Below are 19389 nucleotides of genomic sequence, written 5' to 3'. Positions count from 1 at the left end.
TCAGGTCCGGTTGCTGGCGTCGGCCAGCTTCAGGTCCTTGGTCTCGGGTGCCAGGAACACCGAGACCAGCAGGCCCAGCAGGGTGATGGCGACGCCGACGCCGAGGGTTCCGCGGACGCCCAGGTCGGCGGCGGCCACCGGCAGCAGGAAGGTGCTGGACGCGGAACCGACCCGGCTCATCGCGGTGGCGATGCCGACGCCGGTGGCCCGCAGGTCGGTCGGGAAGAGCTCACTGGGGTAGACGAACTGCAGTCCGCTGCCGGCCGCCTCGAAGAACTGGAAGGCGGCGAACAGCGCGACCACCACCAGGGCGTAGTGCGGCGGGAACACCACCAGTGCCGCCAGCGACCCGAGCACGCCGGCGAAGCTGCTGATCAGGAGCTTGCGGCGGCCCACCCGGTTGACCACGACCAGGCCCAGGGCGATGCCGGCCACCGCGATGGTGGTGATCAGGGCGCTGGCCCCGAAGGTGCTGGTGACGCCGAACGCCGCCAGCATCTGCGGCTGGAAGGACCGTACCGCGAAGGCGGGGGCCACCTGGCAGATCCAGAACAGCGAACAGAACAGGACGGGGATGCCGTAGCCGCGCTGGAAGATCACCGCGAGGTTGCCCAGACCGGATCCGCCGCGCCGCTCCCGGCGGGACTCCACGAGCAGTTCCTCGGTGCTGACGTCGGGACCGTAGTACTTGCGGACGATGGCCTCGGCCTCGTCGACCCGTCCGCGGGAGGCCAGCCAGCGCGGCGATTCGGGCACCCCGGCCCGCATGAACAGGAAGATCAGGGCGGGCACCGCGCCGGAGGCGAGCATCCAGCGCCAGGAGTCGTCGCCGAGGCCCAGCAGCGCCCAGCCGACCCAGTAGCTGACGCCGTACCCCACCCACCAGGCCAGGACCAGGCCGGACAGGGCCGGGCCGCGCATCCTGCGCGGCACCAGCTCGGTGGTCAGCGCGGAGGCGATGGGGTAGTCGGCGCCGATCGCGATGCCGATGAGCAGGCGCAGCACCAGCAGCTGCCACGCCTCGGTGACGAAGAACTGCAGCGCGGAACCGACGACGAACGCCACCAGGTTCAGGACGTACATCAGGTGCCGGCCGACCCGGTCGGTGACCGGCCCGAAGACCGCGCCGCCGATGAAGACGCCGACCAGGACCGAGGCGGCGATCAGGCCCGTCCACAGGGTGTCGAGCCCCAGGGCCGGGGTGATCAGGGACAGCGCCACGGCGACGATGCCGAGCAGGTAGCCGTCGCAGAACGGGCCGCCCATGGCGACGGCCACGATACGGCGGTGGAAGGGGGTGACCGGGGCCTCGTCGAGGTGCCGAGCGGTGGCGGTGGTCTCTGAGGCGTTGGAAGCGTTGGACAGGGACATGCTTGAGCTCCTGTGGACGCAGGGGCGTTCGGGACGCAGGAGGTGCGGGGACGGGGGCGGTGGGGACGCCGAGTCAAGCATTCGCGAGGTACGCACAGCGCTGTACGCGGGGCGGACACCGGTCGGTGGCCGGCCCGGCCCGGACGCCGTGGGCTCCGGGTGGCCATCACCCTGGTTCAGCCCGGAGCCACCGTCAACGGACACGGTGTTCGCCCGCCGGACACCCGGTGGACACTCTGTTCCGCCCGGACAGACCGTCCACAACCGCCCGCCCGCGCGAACAGTGTGGCCGTTGCCGCCGCCCGGCGCCGACGGGGACAGTGTCGGCATCCCGACTTCCCCCGTCACTCATCCCCCGTCCCCGCCCCCCGTGCCTCGTCCGCACGCCTCACGTCCGTGGGAGAGCTGTTGATGACCACCCTGTCCGAGCACCTGCGCCAGGCCACTCCGGTCGTCGCCGAGCGAGGCGAAGGAGTCCACCTGTACGGCGCGGACGGCCGCCGCTACCTCGACTTCACCGCCGGCATCGGCGTGACCAGCACCGGTCACTGCCACCCCAAGGTGGTCGCGGCCGCCCAGCAGCAGGTGGCGACCCTGATCCACGGCCAGTACACCACGGTGATGCACCGGCCGCTGCGCCGGCTGACCGAGAAGCTGGGCGAGGTGCTGCCGGAGCGGCTGGACAGTCTGTTCTTCACCAACTCCGGCAGCGAGGCGGTGGAGGCCGCGCTGCGGCTGGCCCGGCAGGCCACCGGCCGGCCGAACATCGTCGTGTGCCAGGGCGGTTTCCACGGCCGCACCGTCGCGGCGGCGTCGATGACCACCTCCAACACGAAGGTCCGCACCGGGTTCGGCCCGATGATGGGCGGTGTCGTCGTCACCCCGTTCCCGCACGCCTTCCACTACGGCTGGGACATGGAGACCGCGACCCGGTTCGCGCTGCGCGAGTTCGACCAGCTGCTGCGGACCGTCTCCGACCCGGAGGACATCGCCGCGGTCGTCGTCGAGCCGGTGCTCGGCGAGGGCGGCTACGTCCCCGCCGGTGCCGCCTTCCTCCAGGGGCTGCGGGAGCGCGCCGACCGGCACGGCTTCCTGCTGGTCTTCGACGAGGTGCAGACCGGCGTCGGCCGCACCGGGAAGTTCTGGGGGCACGACCACTACGGGGTCCGTCCCGACATCCTGGTCACCGCCAAGGGCCTGGCCAGCGGCTTCCCGCTGTCCGGCATCGCCGCCCCCGCGGAGCTGATGCGCCGCGCCCGCCCCGGCTCGCAGGGCGGGACGTACGGCGGCAACGCCGTCGCCTGCGCCGCGGCCGTCGCGACCCTGGAGGTCGTGGAGGAGGAGAAGCTGGTCGCCAACGCCGCCGCCATGGGCGCCCGGCTGCGGGCCGGCCTCGAGGAGGTGGCCGCGCGGACGGCGGCCATCGGCGATGTGCGCGGCCTCGGGCTGATGCTGGCCAGCGAGTTCGTCACCGAGGACGGGGAGCCCGACGCGGCCACCGCGGCGCGCGTGCAGCAGGCCGCCGTCGACGAGGGACTGCTCCTGCTGACCTGCGGCCCGGCCGGCAACGTCGTACGGATGATCCCGGCGCTGGTCGTCGACGAGGCCGGGGTGGACGAGGGCCTGCGCGCCTGGGCCGCGGCGGTGCGGACGGGGACCGGCGCGGCATGACCGGCACCGCAGCGCCGCCCGGGGCGGGACGGCCGGCCGGCGAGACCCCCGGGCCCACGGCGGCACGGGCGCTGGTGCGTGAGCTGCGCGCCGCCGCCCCCGGCCTGGAGATCGACACGAGCGGCGGCCGGCGCGCCCAGTACGCCTACGACGCCTCCAACTACCGCGTACCGCCGCTCGCCGTCGCCTTCCCGCGCGAGGAGGACGAGGTGGCCGCCGTGGTGCGGGCGTGCCGCGCGAGCGGCGTACCGCTCACCGCGCGCGGCGCGGGCACCAGCATGGCCGGCAACGCGGTGGGGCCCGGCGTCGTCCTCGACTTCTCCCGCCACATGAACCGGATCCTGTCCGTCGACCCGGCGGGCCGTACCGCGGTCGTCGAACCCGGGCTGGTTCTCGACGACCTCCAGCGGGCCGCCGCCCCGTACGGGCTGGCGTTCGGCCCCGACCCGTCGTCGCACAGCCGCTGCACGATCGGCGGCATGATCGGCAACGACGCCTGCGGCAACCACTCGGTGCGCCACGGCCGCACCGTCGACCACGTCACCGAGCTGCGGATCGTCACCGCCGACGGCGACCGGGCGGTGGCCGGCCCGGGCGGGCTGCGCGCCGCCGACCCCGGCGACGCCGCCGCGGCCGCCCGGATCTCGGCGCTCGACGCGGCGCTCGGCGAGCTGGTGGCCGGCAACCTGGCCGCTCTGCGCACCGAGCTGGGCCGTATCCCCCGCCAGGTCTCCGGCTACCAGCTGCACCACCTGCTGCCGGAGCACGGCCGCGACGCCGCCCGCGCCCTGGTCGGCACCGAGGGCACCTGCGCCGTCGTCACCGGCGCCACCGTCGCGCTGGTGCCGGTGCCGGCCGCGACCACGCTGCTCGCCCTCGGCTACCACGACGTGGTGGACGCCGCCCGCGACGTGCCGGCGATCCTCGGTCACCGGCCCACCGCCGTCGAGGGCATGGACGAGGCCATCGTCGCCACCATGCGCCACCGCCGCGGCCCCGGCTCGGTGACCGGCCTGCCCGAGGGCAGCGCCTGGTTGTACGTCGAACTCGACGCGGACGACGAGGAGGAGGCGCTGCGCCGCGGCCGGGCGCTGCTGGCGGAGCTGCGCGCCGCGGGCCGGCTGGTCGCCGGGCGCGTCGTGGAGAGCGCCGCCGAACGCCGCTCGCTGTGGCGGGTCCGGGAGGACGGCGCCGGGCTGGCCGCCCGGCTGGTGGACGGCGGCGCGTCCTGGCCCGGATGGGAGGACGCCGCCGTCGACCCCGGCGACCTCGCCGCCTACCTGCACGACTTCCGCGCCCTGCTGGCCCGGTACGCCCTGACCGGGGTGCTGTACGGCCACTTCGGGGCCGGCTGCGTGCACGTCCGGATCGACTTCGAGCAGTCCACCGCCGAGGGGCGCACGGCGATGCGGGCCTTCCTGACGGACGCCGCCGCCCTGGTGGTCCGGCACGGCGGGACGTTGTCCGGTGAGCACGGCGACGGCCGGGCCCGCAGCGAGCTGCTGGGTGTCATGTACAGCGTGCGGATGCGGGCGGCGTTCGCCTCCTTCAAGCGGCTGTTCGACCCGGACGGGGTACTCAACCCCGGGGTGATCGTGGACCCGGCCGCCGTCGACGCCGACCTCGCCCTGCACACCCTCGCCCCGCCGCCGGCGAAGCTCACCCCCGGCGGGTTCACCTTCCCCCGCGATGCGGGCGGGCTGGCCGAGGCGGCCGGCCGCTGCGTCGGCGTCGGCCGCTGCCGCAGCGACCACGGCGGCGCGATGTGCCCCAGTTACCGCGCCACCCACGACGAACGCGACTCCACCCGGGGCCGCGCCCGGCTGCTCCAGGAGATGCTGCGCGGCGGCCCGGAGGCGGCCGTCGCCGACGGCTGGCGGTCCACCGAGGTCCGCGAGGCCCTCGACCTGTGCCTGTCCTGCAAGGCGTGCGCCTCCGACTGCCCGGTCGGCGTCGACATGTCGACCTACAAGGCCGAGTTCCTGCACCAGCACTACGCCCGGCGGATCCGCCCGGCCAGCCACTACTCGCTGGGCTGGCTGCCCTGGTGGGCGGCGGTCGCCCGGTGGATCTCCCGCCCGGTCAACGCCGTGCTGCGCTCACGGTCCGGCCGGCTGATCGCCCGGGCCGGCGGTGTCACCACCGAGCGCGCCCTGCCGCCGTTCGCGCCCCGTCGCGCGCTGCGCGCACAACTCCGTCAGGTGCCCGAACCCGGGCGGCCGGCCGCCGTGCTGCTGGTCGACTCCTTCACCCGGGCCTTCCGTCCCGAGGTGGCGGGCGCCTCCGCCCGGGTGCTGGCGGACGCGGGCGTGCCCGCCACCGTGCGCAGCGGGCTGTGCTGCGGGCTGACCTGGGTGAGCACCGGCCAGCTGTCCCTCGCCCGCAGGGTGATGGCCCGCACGGTCGCGGCCCTGGACCAGGGCCCGCACCGGGACCTGCCGATCGTGCTGCCCGAACCGAGCTGCGCCGCCGCGCTCCGCCACGACGCCCCCGACCTGCTCGGCACCGAGGCGGCCCGCCGGGTCGCGGCCCGGATTCGCACCTTCTCCGGCGCGCTGTCCGAACTGGCCCGCCCGGACTGGAAGCCCGAGGTCCCCGACCACGTCACCCTGCAGACCCACTGCCACGAGTACGCGGTGTTCGGCGGGGACTCCTCCCCGGCCGCGCTGCTGCGCCGGCTGGGCACCGGGAGCCTGGACGAGGCCGAGGGCTGCTGCGGACTGGCCGGCAACTTCGGCTTCGAACGGGAGCACTACACCACGTCGATGGCGGTCGCCGCCCTGTCCCTGGCCCCGAAGCTGCGCGGCCTCGGCCCCGAGGCCGCCGTCGCGGCGGACGGCTTCAGCTGCCGTACCCAGGTCTCCCACCTCACCGGCCCCGACGGCCCCCGCGCCGTGCACCTCGCCGAGATCCTCGACCCGAACCCGCCCGGAGGGAACCCGTCATGACCGACCCCCACAGCAACACCGCTCCCGAGGCCGCCGTGCTCCGCGGGGTGCCCAAGCAGCTGTTCATCGACGGCAAGTGGCTCGACGCCGCCTCCGGCGCCACCCTCGCGGTCGACGACCCGGCCACCGGCGAGGTGCTGTGCGAGGTCGCCGACGCCTCGCCCGCCGACGGCGCGCTCGCCCTGGACGCGGCCGTCGCCGCACAGCCGGCGTGGGCGGCCACCGCCCCGCGCGTGCGCAGCGAGATCCTGCGCCGGGCGTACGAGATCATCCTGGAGCGCACCGAGGAACTCGCCCGGCTGATGACCCTGGAGATGGGCAAGCCCCTCGCCGAGGCGCGCGGCGAGGTGGCGTACGCCGCCGAGTTCTTCCGCTGGTTCTCCGAGGAGGCCGTCCGGATCGACGGCGGTTTCACCACCACCCCGGACGGCGGCAACCGGGTGCTGGTGATGCGCCAGCCGGTCGGGCCCTGTCTGCTGATCACCCCGTGGAACTTCCCGCTGGCCATGGGCACCCGCAAGATCGGGCCGGCCGTCGCGGCGGGCTGCACCATGGTCCTCAAGCCCGCCCCGCAGACCCCGCTGTCCAGCCTGGCGCTGGCCGGGATCCTCACCGAGGCCGGCCTGCCCGAGGGCGTGCTCAACGTCGTCACCACCTCCGACGCGGCCGGGGTGATCGAGCCGCTGCTGCGCGGCGGGAGGATCCGCAAGCTGTCCTTCACCGGCTCCACCCAGGTCGGCCGGATCCTGCTCGCCCAGTGCGCGGACGCGGTGGTGCGCACCTCCATGGAGCTGGGCGGCAACGCCCCGTTCCTGGTCTTCGAGGACGCCGACCTGGATGCCGCCGTCGACGGCGCCATGGTGGCCAAGATGCGCAACATGGGAGAGGCGTGCACCGCGGCCAACCGCATGTTCGTGCACCGCTCGGTCGCCGGGGAGTTCTCGGCCCGGCTGGCGGAGCGGATGGCCGCGCTCACCGTGGGTCCCGGCACCGAGCCCGGCAGTGAGGTCGGCCCGCTGATCGACGCGGCCGGCCGCGGCAAGGTCGAGAGCCTGGTCCGGGACGCGGTGGAGCGCGGCGCGACGGTGCTGACCGGTGGCCGGACGCCGGACGGGCCGGGCAGCTTCTACCCGCCGACCGTGCTGACCGGTGTGCCCGCCGACGCGGAGCTGACCCGTACCGAGATCTTCGGACCCGTGGCCGCCGTGATCCCGTTCGACGACGAGGACGACGTGGTGCGGGCGGCCAACGACACCGAGTGGGGCCTGGTGGGCTATGTGTTCACCCGGGACCTGGACCGGGCGCTGCGGGTCGGCGAGCGGCTGGAGACGGGCATGGTCGGGGTGAACACCGGCCTGGTCTCCAACCCGGCCGCGCCGTTCGGCGGGGTGAAGCAGTCCGGGCTGGGCCGCGAGGGCGGCCGGGTCGGCATCGAGGAGTTCCTGGAGTACAAGTACCTGGCGATCCCGGCCGGCGGACGCCGTGGCTAGCCGGCTCGTCGTCCTGTACCGGGACCACCTGCCGTACAACTCCGCGACGATCGAGGAGCTGGCCGACACGGTCTACTGCACCGAGGACGAGCTGCCGCTGCTGCTGCCCGGCGCGGACGCCCTGCTGGCCTGGTGGCCGATGAGCCGGGCGGTGGCCGCCGCCTGGCCGGACGACCCGGAGAAGGCGCCGCGCTGGGTGCACGTGGCCGCGGCCGGTGTCGACCCGTTCCTCTTCCCGGCCCTGGTCGAGGACGAGGGGGTGGCACTGACCAACTCGCGGGGCGTGTACGACCAGCCGATCGCCGAGTACGTGCTGGCCCTGATCCTGGCGCTCGCCAAGGACCTGCCGGGCACCTGGGAGCACCAGCGCCGCCACGACTGGCGGCCCCGTGACAGCGAGCGGATCGGCGGCCGCACCGTGCTGGTGTGGGGCACCGGCGCCATCGGCCGGGCGACCGCCCGGCTGCTGCGGGCGGCCGGGATGCGGGTGTCCGGCGCCGGGCGCACCGCCCGCGCGGACGACGCCGACTTCGGCACCGTGCACGGCCCGGCGACCCTGCGTGGCGCCCTGGCCGAGGCGCATTACGTGGTGCTGGCGGCGCCGCTGACCCCGGACACCCGGGGCATGGTCGACGCCTCGGTGCTGGCGTCGATGCGGCCGGGGGCCCGGCTGGTCAACGTCGGCCGGGGCGCTCTGGTCGACGAGGAGGCGCTGGTCGCGCACCTGGCGGAGGGGAAGCTGGCGGGCGCCGCGCTGGACGTGTTCCGGCGCGAGCCGCTGCCCGCCGGCTCACCGCTGTGGGACATGCCCGGGGTGATCGTCTCCCCGCACACCGCGGGCGAGGTGACGAGCTGGCGTGCCGACCTCGCCGACCTGTTCCTGGACAACCTCCGGCGCCGGCTGGCGGACCGGCCGCTGCGCAACCTCGTCGACAAACGCCGCGGGTACGTGCCGGCGCCGCCCCCCGGTTCCGACGGGGGGTGACGGCGGCCCGGCGGGGGGTCAGGGCGAATCTGCGAACCGCTCGACGACGAACCGCCGGAAGCGCTGGGCCGGCAGGGCCGGCACGTGGTCGCCGTGCCAGGCCAGGCCGATCGTGCGGAAGGCGTCCTCGTCGGAGAGCGGGACGAGCACCAGGTCCTTCGGCGGCGTCACGTGCGGCCCTCCCGGTACCACCGCGACGCCGAGGCCGCTCGCCACCAGCCCGTGGATGGTGGCGATCTCCGCGCTCTCCAGCACGACGGCCGGCGTGAGCCCCCGGCGCCGGAACATCGCGTCCATGGTCTGGCGCAGCCCGAACTCGGACTGCATCGCCACGAACCGCTCGTCCGCGGCCTCCGACAGGCGGACGGCCGTCCGGCCTGCCACGGGGTGGTCCGCCGGCACGGCGAGCACGAGGGGCTCGTCCAGCAGCGGCTGCCAGGCGACCAGGGGATCCGCCGGGCGCGGGCTGGTCAGCACCAGGTCCGCCGTGTCCTCGCACAGCGAGCGCGCGACCCGGTCCGCGGAGTCCTGGTGCAGGACGAAGCGCACCAGCGGATCGAGCCGCCCGAAGTCGCCGAGCAGCTCGGGCACCAGCCAGGTGCCCAGGGAGTGCAGGAAGGCCAGCCGCAGCGTCCCTTCCTGCGGTGCGCGCAGCGTCGCGATGACGTCGGTGGCCCGGTCGATCTCGCGCAGCGCCCGGTCGGCGTGCGCGAGGAACACCTCGCCGTACGCGTTCAGCCACAGCCGTTGACTGCGCCGGTCGAACAGGGGCACGCCGACCCGGCGTTCCAGCCGCTGCAGCGCCCGGGACAGCGTCGGCTGGGTGATGTGGAGCAGTTCCGCGGCCCGTGTCGCGTTCTGGGTCCGGGCGAGCACGAGGAACCAGCGCAACTCGTCGATGGTCACCCGCGCGACTATACGCCCCACGTATGACCCCACTTGGATCCGGTAATTTCCGGGTGCCGGGGGCGGACCCCAGACTGAGGTGGCGATCGGCGAGAAGTGCGAGAAGGACAGGAAAGGGAGGGGTCATGGCGGATCGGGACGGTCTGGAGAAGATGGTCTCGGGATGGTCGCCCGGGGAGGTACGGACGACCGACATCATCGACCCGTGGCGGGTGGCGGCCTTCTCGGCGCTGCTGGACCTGCCCGGCACCGCGGCGGCGGAGGGCGAGCCACTGCCGCCGCTGTGGCACTGGTTCTCCTTCCTCGACTGTCCCCGGCAGTCCGAGCTGGGCGAGGACGGGCATCCGGCGCACGGGCACTTCATGCCACCCGTCCCGGACCGGCGGCGCATGGTCGCGGGCGGACGGCTCACCGTGCACCGGTCCCCGTGGGTCGGGGCCGAGGTCACCCGCCGGTCCCGGCTGCACGACGTCCGCGTCAAGCGGGGCCGCAGCGGGGAGATGGTGTTCGTGACGGTCCGCCACACCCTCCACCGCGGTGACGAGCTGCTCGTCACCGAGGAGCACGACGTCGTCTACCGGTCGCAGCCGGCCGGGGCACCACGGGCGGCGGCAGCCGCACCCGGCTCGGACGCGGCCCCCGACGAGGAGCCGCGCCCCGACTGGAACCTGGCGCTGACACCGGACGCGGCCACCCTGTTCCGGTTCAGCGCGCTCACCTACAACACCCACCGGATCCACTACGACGTCCCCTACGTCACGCAGGTGGAGGGCTATCCGGGGCTCGTCGTGCACGGGCCGCTCCTCGCCCTGCTGGCGCTCGAGCTGCCACGGCGGTTCGCCCCGTCCCGGCCGGTGGAGACGTTCACGTACCGGCTCCAGCGGCCCGCGTTCGCGGGCGCCGAGATCGCGGTACGCGGCTGGTCCGACGCCGGCGGCCGGGAGGCGCTGCTCGCCGTGGGCGAGGCCGGCAAGGCCGCCTCGGTCCGGGCTGGCGTACGCTTCGGCAGAGTATGAACGAATCCGCTCATCCTGGCCGGTTTCATGATTCCGTCCCGGGGGGGGTCGCCGCGGTCACCCGCCGCGGCTATCGTGGAGCCGCAGCCTCCGCACCGCGCGGCGCACCGCCGCTCCCGGCCCTCACCGCCCGCCGGCGGCCTTCCCGGACGCGAGAGCTGCCGTCTTCCGGCCGCACCGTGATCCCGACGCCGATCGGATGGGCCGGACCGTCGAGAAAGTGGTGATCGGCCGCCGTGGAACTGCACTCCTTGCTGGACCACCCCGACTTCGGGCTGCGTCAGCTGACCGGTGGCGCCCCCGGCCCGGGCGCCGAGGTCCGGGGAGCACACGTGCTGGAGGTGGCGGAACCCCTGCGCTGGGTGCCACCCGGCTGGATCATCCTGACCACCGGTCTGCGCCTGCTGCGGCGGCCCGAGGAGCAGCGGCGGCTGATAGCCGACCTCTCCCGGGGTGACATCGCCGCGCTCGGCTTCGGCGTGGGCGTGGTGTTCGAGGACGTGCCGAGCGCCCTGATGGAGGAGGCGCACAAGCGGCGGTTCCCCGTCTTCTCCGTGCCCGAGAAGACCTCCTTCCGCGACCTGGTGCGCTTCGTGGACGGGGAACTGCTCAACCAGGAGTCGCACGTCCTGCGCCGCACGATCGGCGTCCGGGACCGGATGATCGAGGCGATGGGCGATCCGGAGCCGGAAGCCGCCCTCGTGCGGCGGGTGGCCCAGTCCCTGCGCTGCGCGGTGACCGTGTTCGACCGGCTGGGGAACGTGGTGGCCGCCAGCCACCGGGAACACACCGCGGACCAGTGGCGGCACATCACGGAGCGCTGCCGGACGCCGGTCCGCGATCCGCTGCCCACCGGGCAGGTGCAGGCCGTGCGCGTCCTGGTGGAGGACACCCCGGTGCGCTGGCTCGCCGCCACCTCGGGCCCCACCTCCCTGGAGTACGTGTCGGTGGAGCGCGCGCTGCGCGACGGCGCCCTGCTGCTGGGCGCGCTGCACCGGATGCGCCGCCACGAGGTGCTGGCGCTGCGGACCCGGCGGGCCTGCCTGCTGCGGGAGATCCTCGGCCTCGGTGAGGACCGCGGTGCCGGTGCCGCGGCGGAGCGTGAGCTGACCGAGCGGGCGCTGGACCTGGGTGTCGACATCGCCCGTCCCGACTGTGCCGCGCTGGTGCTGGCCGATCCGGGGGGCCGGGCGCTCGGCAGCGACATCGCGGACGACGTCGACCGGGAGCTGTCGCTGGCGGGACGGGCCGCGCTGGTCGCCGTGGCCGAGGGACAGGTCGTGGTGGTGCTGGGCGGGCCCGGGGCGGTCGACGCGGTGACCTCGCTGCCCGCGGCCGGGTCCCTCGCCGTCGGGGTCGGTGCCGAGGCGCGGGGAGCCGCGGGCCTGGCCCGGTCGTGGCGCGAGGCCCGGCTGGCCTGTGCCCGGGCCCGCCAGCAGGCCGGGCACGGCGGATCCGCGGTGGTCCGGCAGGAAGAGCTGGGCCTGGTGGACTGGATGACGCTCCAGCTCGGCGTGGAACAGCTTCAGCCGAGGGCCCGTGCCCTGCTCGCGCCGCTGCTGAAGGACGGGCAGCTGCTGGAGACCCTGCGGCACTACCTCGCCACCAACCGCAACGCCTCGCAGACCGCGCGCGATCTGCTCCTGCACAAGAACACCCTGGGGTACCGCCTGCGCAGGATCGAGCAGCTGCTCTCGGTGGACCTGAACAACGCCCGCGACCTCACCGAGGTGCAGGTCGCCCTCACGGTCCTGGACAGCTGACGGCGGTCGCCGCCCTGCGGGCCTGCGCGGCGCGGTGCCCCTCGTGCACAACTCGGCGTCCGCAGCCTGTGAACTCCGCCCAACGACCCGGTCCGTGATCACTGCCTACGCTCCTCGCGTCACTGTGACGACACCCGCAGCCCGAGGAGGAACCGTGTCCTCAGACCTCGTCAGCCGAGAACCTACGGCTGACCGTCTCCGCTCCGCCGTCCCCGGCCCCAGGTCGGCCGAGCTCGACCGCAGACGCCATGCCGCCGTCTCCTCGGGAGTCGGCGTCCTGCTCCCGGCCTACGCCGACCGCGGCGAGGACGGCCTGCTCGTCGACGTCGACGGCAACCGGCTCATCGACCTGGCCTCCGGCGTGGCCGTGACCACGGTCGGCAACCGCAACCCCCGGGTCGTCGCCCGGGTCCGTGCCCAACTCGACCGGTTCACCCACACCGGCTTCTTCCTCACCCCGTACGAGAGTTACGTCGAGGTGGCCGAGGAACTCAACCGGCTGACGCCCGGCACCCACGAAAAGCGCACGGCACTGTTCAACTCGGGGGCCGAGGCGGTGGAGAACGCGGTGAAGATCGCCCGGGTGGCCACCGGCCGGCGGGGTGTCATCGCCTTCGACCACGCCTTCCACGGGCGGACCAGCCTGACCATGGCGCTCACGGCGAAGAACCAGCCGTACAAGGCCGGGTTCGGTCCCTTCGCCGGCGAGGTGCACCGGGCCCCGATGGCCTACCCCTACCGCTGGCCCTCCGGCCCCGACCGCGCGGCGGAGGAGGCCTTCGCGGCCTTCCGGACGATCGCGGAGAAGCAGGTCGGGGTCGAGAACACGGCCGCGGTGATCCTCGAACCCGTCCAGGGCGAGGGCGGCTTCGTCGTGCCGGCCCCCGGCTTCTTCCGGAGGGTCGCCCAGTGGTGCGCCGACCACGGCGCCGTCTTCATCGCCGACGAGGTGCAGACCGGGATGTGCCGTACCGGCGACTGGTTCGCCTCGGCGTACGAGCAGACCGTGCCCGACCTGGTCACCACGGCCAAGGGACTGGCCGGCGGACTGCCCCTGTCGGGCGTGACCGGGCGGGCCGAGCTGATGGACTCGGTGGGCCCGGGCGGGCTCGGCGGCACCTACGGCGGCAACCCGCTGGCCTGCGAGGCGGCCCTCGGTGCCATCGAGGCCATGGAAGAGGGCGAGCTGTGCGTGCGCGCCCGGGAGATCGAGGCGGTGTTCCGCACCCGCCTGGGCGAGATCGCCGACCGGCACGCAAGCGTGGGCGAGGTGCGGGGCCGCGGCGCCATGATGGCGCTGGAGCTGGTGGAGGACCCCGAGACCCGCAAGCCCGCCGCCGGTCTGACCCGCCGGATCCAGCAGTACTGCCTCGACGCCGGCGTCCTGGTGCTCACCGCGGGCACCTTCGACAACGTGCTGCGTTTCCTGCCGCCGCTGGTGATCGGTGACGACCAGCTGGAGCGGGGCCTCACCGTGCTGGGCGAGGCGTTCGACGCCCTCGCCTGACGCCACAGCCGTACCAGAGGCCGTGCCGGGCGAGGCGTTCGACGCACTCGCCTCACGCCACAGCCGTGCCAGAGGCGGCCGGCCGGTCCCCCGTACCCCACCATCATGCCGAGAAAGTGAGACCCGATGAACATCGCCCCGGAGCCCAAGGGTTTCTGGATCGGGCGCCGCGAGGCGACCTCGACCGAGACCTTCGAAGTGCGTTCGCCCTACGACGACAGGCTGGTCGCGCGGGTCGCCGTACCCACCGACGAGCAGGTGGAGGAGGCCGTGGCCGCCGCGGCCGCCGCGGCCCGCCCGGCTCGTGAACTGAGCGCCCATCAGCGTGCCGCGGCCCTCGACCACATCTCCCGCCGGCTGACCGAACGGGCCGAGGAGATCGCGCAGATCATCACCGCGGAGAACGGCAAGCCCATCGCCTGGGCCCGCGGCGAGGCCGCACGGGCCGCCTCGACGTTCCGCTGGGCGGCCGAGGAGGCCCGGCGGTTCTCCGGTGAACTGCAGCGTCTGGACACCGACGCGGCGTCCGGCGGCCGCCTGGCGGTGACGCGCCGCTTCCCGATCGGGCCCGTGCTGGCGATCGCCCCCTTCAACTTCCCGCTCAACCTGGTCGCCCACAAGGTCGCCCCGGCCCTCGCGGTGGGCGCTCCCGTGCTGGTCAAGCCGGCCTCCGTCACTCCCCTGTCCGCCTTGCTGCTCGGCGAGATCATCGCCGAGACGGACCTCCCGGACGGCATGGTCAGCGTGCTTCCGCTCTCCGGACGCCGCACCGGCGACCTGGTCACCGACCCACGGCTGCCGGTGATCTCGTTCACCGGGTCGGAGCCGGTCGGCTGGGGCATCAAGCAGCAGGCGTGGAACAAGCACGTCACCCTCGAACTCGGCGGTAACGCGGCGGTCGTCGTGCACGACGACTGGACCGACCTGAAGGCGGCCGCCGAACGCATCGCGCTGTACGGCACCTGCCAGGGCGGCCAGGTCTGCGTCAGCGTCCAGCGGGTCCTGGTGCACGAGCGGATCGCCGAGGAGTTCACCGGGCTGCTCACCGACGCGTTCCGGACCCTCGGCCAGGGCGACCCGCTGAGCGACGGCGTGCAGGTCGGCCCCGTCATCGACGAGGAGAACGCGGCCCGCATCGAGTCCTGGATCGAGGAGGCCGTGGGCGCCGGGGCCGAGGTGCTGCACGGCGGCGGCCGCAAGGGCACCTCGGTGGAGCCGACGCTGCTGCGCGACGTCCCGGCCGGCACCCGGCTCGCCGAGGAGGAGGCGTTCGGACCCGTCGTCGAGATCAGCGCCTACCGCGACCTCGACGAGGCACTCGCCCGCGTCAACTCCTCCCGCTTCGGGCTCCAGGTCGGCGTCTACACCACCAGCGTCTCCCACGCGTTCCTGGCCCACCGCGAGATCGAGGCCGGCGGCGTGCTCATCGGAGAGGTCCCGACCTGGCGGGCCGACCAGATGCCCTACGGCGGCACCAAGGCCTCCGGGGTGGGCCGCGAGGGGGTGCGCTACGCCATGGAGGACATCACCGAGAGCCGTCTGCTCCTGCTGACGGGGCTGGCCCTGTGACGGGACGGCCAGGACCGCCGCAGAGACCGGGAAGACCGACACGACAGGGAACGCAGGAGAGATGACAGAGCAGTTGAAGATCGCGGTGGTGGGCGGTACGGGCCCGCAGGGGCGGGGCCTCGCCTACCGGTTCGCCCTCGCGGGGCACGCGGTGACGATCGGGTCCCGCTCGGCCGGACGGGCCGGCGAGACCGCGGACGCCATCGGGGCACGCCGGCCGCCCGGCCGGGTCGACGCGGCCGACAACCTCGCCGCCGTGCGGGGCGCGGACATCGTCCTGCTGGCCGTCCCCCACGCCGGGCACGACGACCTCGTCTCGGCACTGGGCCGGGAGCTCGACGGAAAGATCGTGATCAGCTGCGTCAACCCGCTCGGCTTCGACGAGCGCGGCCCCTACGGTCTCGACCTGGAGCGCAGCGCGGCCGAACAGGCGCAGCTGCTGGTGCCGCGGGCCCGTCTGGTCGGGGCCTTCCACCACCTCGCCGCCGCGTCGCTGTGGGCCGGCGGTGAACCGCTGGCCCACGAGGACGTGCTGGTGTGCGGCGACGACCGGGAAGCCACCGCGGTCGTCGCCGGCCTCGCCGGGGCGGTGACCGGTCACCCGGGCATCGACGTCGGGCCGCTGCGCCTGGCCCGCCAGCTGGAGCCGCTCACCGCCGTGCTGATCAGCGTCAACCGGCGCCACAAGGTCCGCTCCGGCCTCCGCCTCGTGGGCCTGCCCCGCGGCACCGCCGCCTGACGGTCACCGCACGCCTGACACTCACCTCGGCGACGCCACGGCGTCTATCCCCAGCGTCCGTATCGCCAGCCAGAGACCGGCCCGCAGGTCGGCGTCGTCGAGGTCCCCCTGCAGCAGAGTCCGGATCCGCTCCAGCCGCCACCGCAGCGTGTTGCGGTGCACCGCGAGGTCACGTGCCGTGGCCTCGCCGTTGCCGTTGTTGGCCAGCCACGCGTACAGGGTGTGCAGGGCGCTGGACTGCTGACGGTCCGGCAGGGCCAGCAGGGGACGCAGCAGTTCGGTGGCCCAGGCCACGTGCGCGGAGTCGTGTGTCAGCGGAATGTAGGCGTGGTCGAAGTTCGCCTCCAGATCCACCAGGTGTCCCGGCGCCGCGCTCCTGGCCGCGGTCGACGCCCTGCCCAGCACCTCGGCCAGCGACGTGCTCTGGAAGGCGACCGCGGTGGCCCCGGTGAGCGAGTCGTCCGCCCGCAGCCGCTCGGCCAGCCAGCCGGCCGACCACGCGTTCTGTTCCGCCAGCACGACCAGACAGCGGTCGTCGTGCAGCGCGGTGAACTGACGTGCTCCCGGCGCCACCTGGGCCTCGTACTTCTCCAGCAGGTCGAACAGGTCGCTCCTGCCCTGGACCACCGTGACCCGCAGCGGGAACCGCGGCAGGTCCAGCCCCGTCTCGTAGCCGAGCCGTGCCGCCAGGTCGTAGTGGCCCGACAGGGCGGTGCCCAGCAGTGCGGAGCGCACGTCGAGCCGCGCCCACAGCGCCTGCCGCTCCCGGTCGGCGTTCATCGCCAGCAGGAGCACCGCCGTCTTGAGCACATGCTGGTCGTGCGCGGTGAAGGCGGTGGGGCGCCGGACCACCAGTTCCCCGCGCGGCTTGCCGCCCACCACGATCGGCAGCACGAGGACGCGCTGGCTCGAGGTGTCCTGGACCGCCGCCTGCCAGCCCTCCGACGCACCCCGGGGCCGGCGGTGCCCGGCCAGCCACGACCGGAAGTCCTCACCGCCGGGTGAACTCCAGGCGAGGATCCGCCCGTCGGCGTCCACCCAGCCGGCGTCGGCGCCCAGGGCCGCCGCGATCCGGTCGAGCAGCAGCCGGGGTCCCGCGCCGTCGGCCGCGGCGGCCAGCAGGGACTCGCTGGCCTGCAACGAGCCGCGCAGCGACTGCTGTTCGTCGCGCATGGCCGACTTCCACACCGCTCGTTGCACCAGGCTGAACGGCGTGGCCGCGGGCACCGCGAGCACCGGCAGGCCGACCTGGTCCGCGGCGGCGGTCAGCTCCGGGGGCACCTCCCCGTGCAGGATGCCCACACCGAACCCGATCCCGGCGGCCCGGGCCGCGTGCAGCCGGCGGACGTAACCGCCGGCCGCCTCCGGCACGGCCGGGTCCAGCCACATGCCGGTGGTGAGCAGGAACTGGTCGGGCTCCAGCCAGGGCGTGGGATCCGGCTGCTCGGAGGCGTGCGCGCTGCGCAGGCTCCTGCCCAGCCCGGCGGACCCGGCGACGACGGACAGCTCCAGTCCCGGTTGGCGGGAGAGCCAGTTGACGGTCAGTTCTGACATGCCGGTCACCTCCGTGCGGTGTTGTGGTGGGCTGCGCGGCGCACGGCGCGGGGCGACCGCCCGCGTGCGCTGGCCAATCTGCATAGGCCGGCCGGTCGATCGGTGCACATAGACCATGCCGTTCGCGCCACTGCGGCTCGAACAATGCCCGTCACCAAGGGAAACCCCTGAACACCCCGAACAAAGGAGTAGGGATGTCCACATCCGACGTCGCCGTCCCGGCGGCCCAGGTGACGGAGGCCGACGACCCCCGTGTGGTGAAGGAGGCCGTGACCGAGGACTACTCCCGACACGTCGTGCCGGAGACGGCGAGGTCGGGCCGGTGGAGCCTCGCGATGGCCTGGTGGGCCCTGTTCAGCGCCATGTTCTGGCTCTACATCGCGGTGTCCGTCGCCCAGGCGGTGGGCAGCCGCGACGCGATCATCGGCATGGTGCTCTCGGTCGGCGTCTACGGGCTGGTCAACAGCGTCCTGACCCGGCACGCGATCCGGAACGGGATCACCGTCTCCCTGCTGTCGCGGCGCATCTTCGGCAACCTCGGCGCGGCCATCGCCCCGCTGCTGTTCGCCGCGACAGCGGTGTACTACGCGGTGTTCGAGGGCTCCATCATCGCCGTGGCCCTGCAGAAGTACTTCGCGCCCGGCAGTGACATCCGGCTGTGGTACCTGGTGGTGGTCGTGTACGCGATGCCCCTGGTCATCGGCGGGGTGCAGGTGTGGCTCGACAAGCTCAACGGCTTCCTGCTGCCCTTCTACGTGATCGGCCTGGTCTACATCGTCATCGCGGCCGGCCAGCAGCACGGCTTCTCCGGCGGCTTCCTGCACATCCCGTCGCCCGGAGCGGCCTCCGTCCCGGGCTGGATGTGGTCGTTCTGCATCTACATGGGCGTGTGGATCATGATGATGTACACCGTCGACTACGCCCGGTTCGGGAAGAAGGAGGACGCCACCTTCCACGGCGTCGTGACCTTCGGCTACGTCTTCTACGCGGCGACCTTCCTCGTCAACGGCCTGGTCGGCCTGTTCGTCATGAACACCGTCTACCCCAAGCTCGCCGCCAGTGAGGTCGGCCTCGTGGACGCCATCCTCCAGGTGAGCGGCTTCGTGGGCCTGCTGGTCGTCTTCATCAGCCAGACCCGCATCAACACGGCCAACTACTACCTGGCCTCGACCAACCTGGAGGCGTTCGCGGCCCGCTACCTGAGACTGCGCTGGCCCAGACTGGCCTGGGTGGGCATCACCGGCGCCCTCGTCTACCTGCTGATGCTGACCGACGTGCTGTCGTACCTGCTGCGCGCCCTGGCCTGGCAGGGCGTGGCCGTCGTGGCCTGGGTGGCGATCGCGCTCACCCATCTCGCGCTGGCACCGAAGGACGCGCACGGCGTGGTGGAGTTCCGCCCCGGCCGGGTCGGCAGCTTCCTGCCCGGCCTCTGGGCGATCCTGGTGGCGACGGCCGTCGGCATCTGGATCACCGAGGAGGGGACGCCGGGTTCCTGGTACGTGCTGACGGCGCCGCTCATCACGTTCGCACTGGCCGCGGGCGGGTACGCCGCCGTGCTGCGGCTGGGCGGGGGCGGGCTGCTCAAGCGCGTGCACGACCCCCGGGACGAGGTCGACGACGTGTGGGGGCAGAGAGTGCGGTGTCATGTCTGTGACCGCTCCTACACGGCAGTGGAGATGGATCGTGACCCCTCGGCGGGACAGGACCTGATCTGCGCCGCGTGCGCGGAAGGCAGTACCGCCTTCCTCACCTCGGTACGCACGGAGTCGCAGTCCCTGAGGGGCTGAGCGCCCGAAGGCGCGGCGGGGGCTGGAGCGTCCTGGTGCGCGGCCCCGCCACGACGGTGACCGACCCCGACGCCGTACGCCGC

At 73.8% G+C, this 19389-nt stretch carries 13 protein-coding genes; 10 read left to right on the top strand and 3 right to left on the bottom strand.

The genetic code is table 11. The features are described 5' to 3' along the window. On the bottom strand, positions 1 to 1371 hold the full coding sequence (locus tag ABZX30_RS25220) for an MFS transporter (RefSeq protein WP_355937231.1): 1371 nt from the start codon (positions 1369 to 1371) through the stop codon (positions 1 to 3). A gap of 411 nt (positions 1372 to 1782) precedes the next feature. Here ABZX30_RS25220 and ABZX30_RS25215 point away from each other — a divergent pair, with 411 nt between their 5' ends. From ABZX30_RS25215 to ABZX30_RS25200, 4 genes are read left to right on the top strand one after another with little or no spacing between them, the layout of a single operon-like run. Next, complete coding sequence (locus ABZX30_RS25215) at positions 1783 to 3042, top strand: aminotransferase class III-fold pyridoxal phosphate-dependent enzyme (protein WP_355937228.1); 1260 nt, start codon at positions 1783 to 1785, stop codon at positions 3040 to 3042. Next, the gene (locus ABZX30_RS25210) at positions 3039 to 5990 is read left to right on the top strand and encodes an FAD-binding and (Fe-S)-binding domain-containing protein (RefSeq protein ID WP_355937225.1); all 2952 of its coding nucleotides are present in this window, start codon (positions 3039 to 3041) and stop codon (positions 5988 to 5990) included. The genes ABZX30_RS25215 and ABZX30_RS25210 overlap by 4 nt, the downstream gene beginning before the upstream one ends. Then, positions 5987 to 7480, top strand: a complete 1494-nt coding sequence (locus tag ABZX30_RS25205) for an NAD-dependent succinate-semialdehyde dehydrogenase (protein ID WP_355937223.1) — start codon at positions 5987 to 5989, stop codon at positions 7478 to 7480. Before ABZX30_RS25210 ends, ABZX30_RS25205 begins: the two co-directional genes overlap by 4 nt. Beyond that, positions 7473 to 8465 (top strand): D-2-hydroxyacid dehydrogenase, encoded by a 993-nt coding sequence (locus tag ABZX30_RS25200; protein WP_355937221.1) that lies wholly within the window; start codon positions 7473 to 7475, stop codon positions 8463 to 8465. Before ABZX30_RS25205 ends, ABZX30_RS25200 begins: the two co-directional genes overlap by 8 nt. 18 nt (positions 8466 to 8483) lie before the next feature. Here the strand turns inward: ABZX30_RS25200 and ABZX30_RS25195 are convergent, their stop codons facing one another. Beyond that, positions 8484 to 9371, bottom strand: coding sequence for a LysR family transcriptional regulator (locus ABZX30_RS25195; RefSeq protein WP_355937218.1), 888 nt, complete (start codon positions 9369 to 9371; stop codon positions 8484 to 8486). Between the two features lie 125 nt (positions 9372 to 9496). Here ABZX30_RS25195 and ABZX30_RS25190 point away from each other — a divergent pair, with 125 nt between their 5' ends. From ABZX30_RS25190 to npdG, 5 genes are all read left to right on the top strand, one after another. After that, positions 9497 to 10387 (top strand): MaoC family dehydratase N-terminal domain-containing protein, encoded by an 891-nt coding sequence (locus ABZX30_RS25190; RefSeq protein ID WP_355937216.1) that lies wholly within the window; start codon positions 9497 to 9499, stop codon positions 10385 to 10387. A 236-nt stretch (positions 10388 to 10623) separates the two neighbouring features. Further along, positions 10624 to 12150, top strand: coding sequence for a PucR family transcriptional regulator ligand-binding domain-containing protein (locus tag ABZX30_RS25185; protein WP_355937213.1), 1527 nt, complete (start codon positions 10624 to 10626; stop codon positions 12148 to 12150). Positions 12151 to 12304: 154 nt separating this feature from the next. Beyond that, positions 12305 to 13657 carry a 4-aminobutyrate--2-oxoglutarate transaminase gene (gabT, locus tag ABZX30_RS25180; protein ID WP_355937212.1) on the top strand — a complete coding sequence of 451 codons (1353 nt, stop codon included), beginning with the start codon at positions 12305 to 12307 and terminating at the stop codon, positions 13655 to 13657. A 126-nt stretch (positions 13658 to 13783) separates the two neighbouring features. Beyond that, entirely contained in the window at positions 13784 to 15226 is a 1443-nt protein-coding gene (locus tag ABZX30_RS25175; protein WP_355937209.1) for an aldehyde dehydrogenase family protein, read from the top strand. A 61-nt stretch (positions 15227 to 15287) separates the two neighbouring features. Further along, positions 15288 to 15965: an NADPH-dependent F420 reductase gene (gene npdG, locus ABZX30_RS25170; RefSeq protein ID WP_355937206.1), complete on the top strand. Its 678-nt coding sequence runs from the start codon at positions 15288 to 15290 to the stop codon at positions 15963 to 15965. A 21-nt stretch (positions 15966 to 15986) separates the two neighbouring features. Here the strand turns inward: npdG and ABZX30_RS25165 are convergent, their stop codons facing one another. Then, complete coding sequence (locus ABZX30_RS25165; RefSeq protein ID WP_355937204.1) at positions 15987 to 17519, bottom strand: PucR family transcriptional regulator; 1533 nt, start codon at positions 17517 to 17519, stop codon at positions 15987 to 15989. Positions 17520 to 17713: 194 nt separating this feature from the next. Here ABZX30_RS25165 and ABZX30_RS25160 point away from each other — a divergent pair, with 194 nt between their 5' ends. Beyond that, the gene (locus tag ABZX30_RS25160; RefSeq protein WP_355937203.1) at positions 17714 to 19306 is read left to right on the top strand and encodes a hypothetical protein; all 1593 of its coding nucleotides are present in this window, start codon (positions 17714 to 17716) and stop codon (positions 19304 to 19306) included. The last annotated feature ends 83 nt before the right edge of the window (positions 19307 to 19389 follow it).

Source organism: Streptomyces sp. NPDC004542 (assembly GCF_040610035.1).
Classification (GTDB): domain Bacteria; phylum Actinomycetota; class Actinomycetes; order Streptomycetales; family Streptomycetaceae; genus Streptomyces.
This window is presented reverse-complemented; position numbering and strand designations above follow the sequence as displayed.

Coding starts and splice junctions, on each gene's coding strand:
- ABZX30_RS25220 (WP_355937231.1), bottom strand. CDS start 1,371: ATGTCCCTGTCCAACGCTTCCAACGCCTCAGAGACCACCGCCACCGCT.
- ABZX30_RS25215 (WP_355937228.1), top strand. CDS start 1,783: ATGACCACCCTGTCCGAGCACCTGCGCCAGGCCACTCCGGTCGTCGCC.
- ABZX30_RS25210 (WP_355937225.1), top strand. CDS start 3,039: ATGACCGGCACCGCAGCGCCGCCCGGGGCGGGACGGCCGGCCGGCGAG.
- ABZX30_RS25205 (WP_355937223.1), top strand. CDS start 5,987: ATGACCGACCCCCACAGCAACACCGCTCCCGAGGCCGCCGTGCTCCGC.
- ABZX30_RS25190 (WP_355937216.1), top strand. CDS start 9,497: ATGGCGGATCGGGACGGTCTGGAGAAGATGGTCTCGGGATGGTCGCCC.
- ABZX30_RS25175 (WP_355937209.1), top strand. CDS start 13,784: ATGAACATCGCCCCGGAGCCCAAGGGTTTCTGGATCGGGCGCCGCGAG.
- npdG (WP_355937206.1), top strand. CDS start 15,288: ATGACAGAGCAGTTGAAGATCGCGGTGGTGGGCGGTACGGGCCCGCAG.
- ABZX30_RS25165 (WP_355937204.1), bottom strand. CDS start 17,519: ATGTCAGAACTGACCGTCAACTGGCTCTCCCGCCAACCGGGACTGGAG.
- ABZX30_RS25160 (WP_355937203.1), top strand. CDS start 17,714: ATGTCCACATCCGACGTCGCCGTCCCGGCGGCCCAGGTGACGGAGGCC.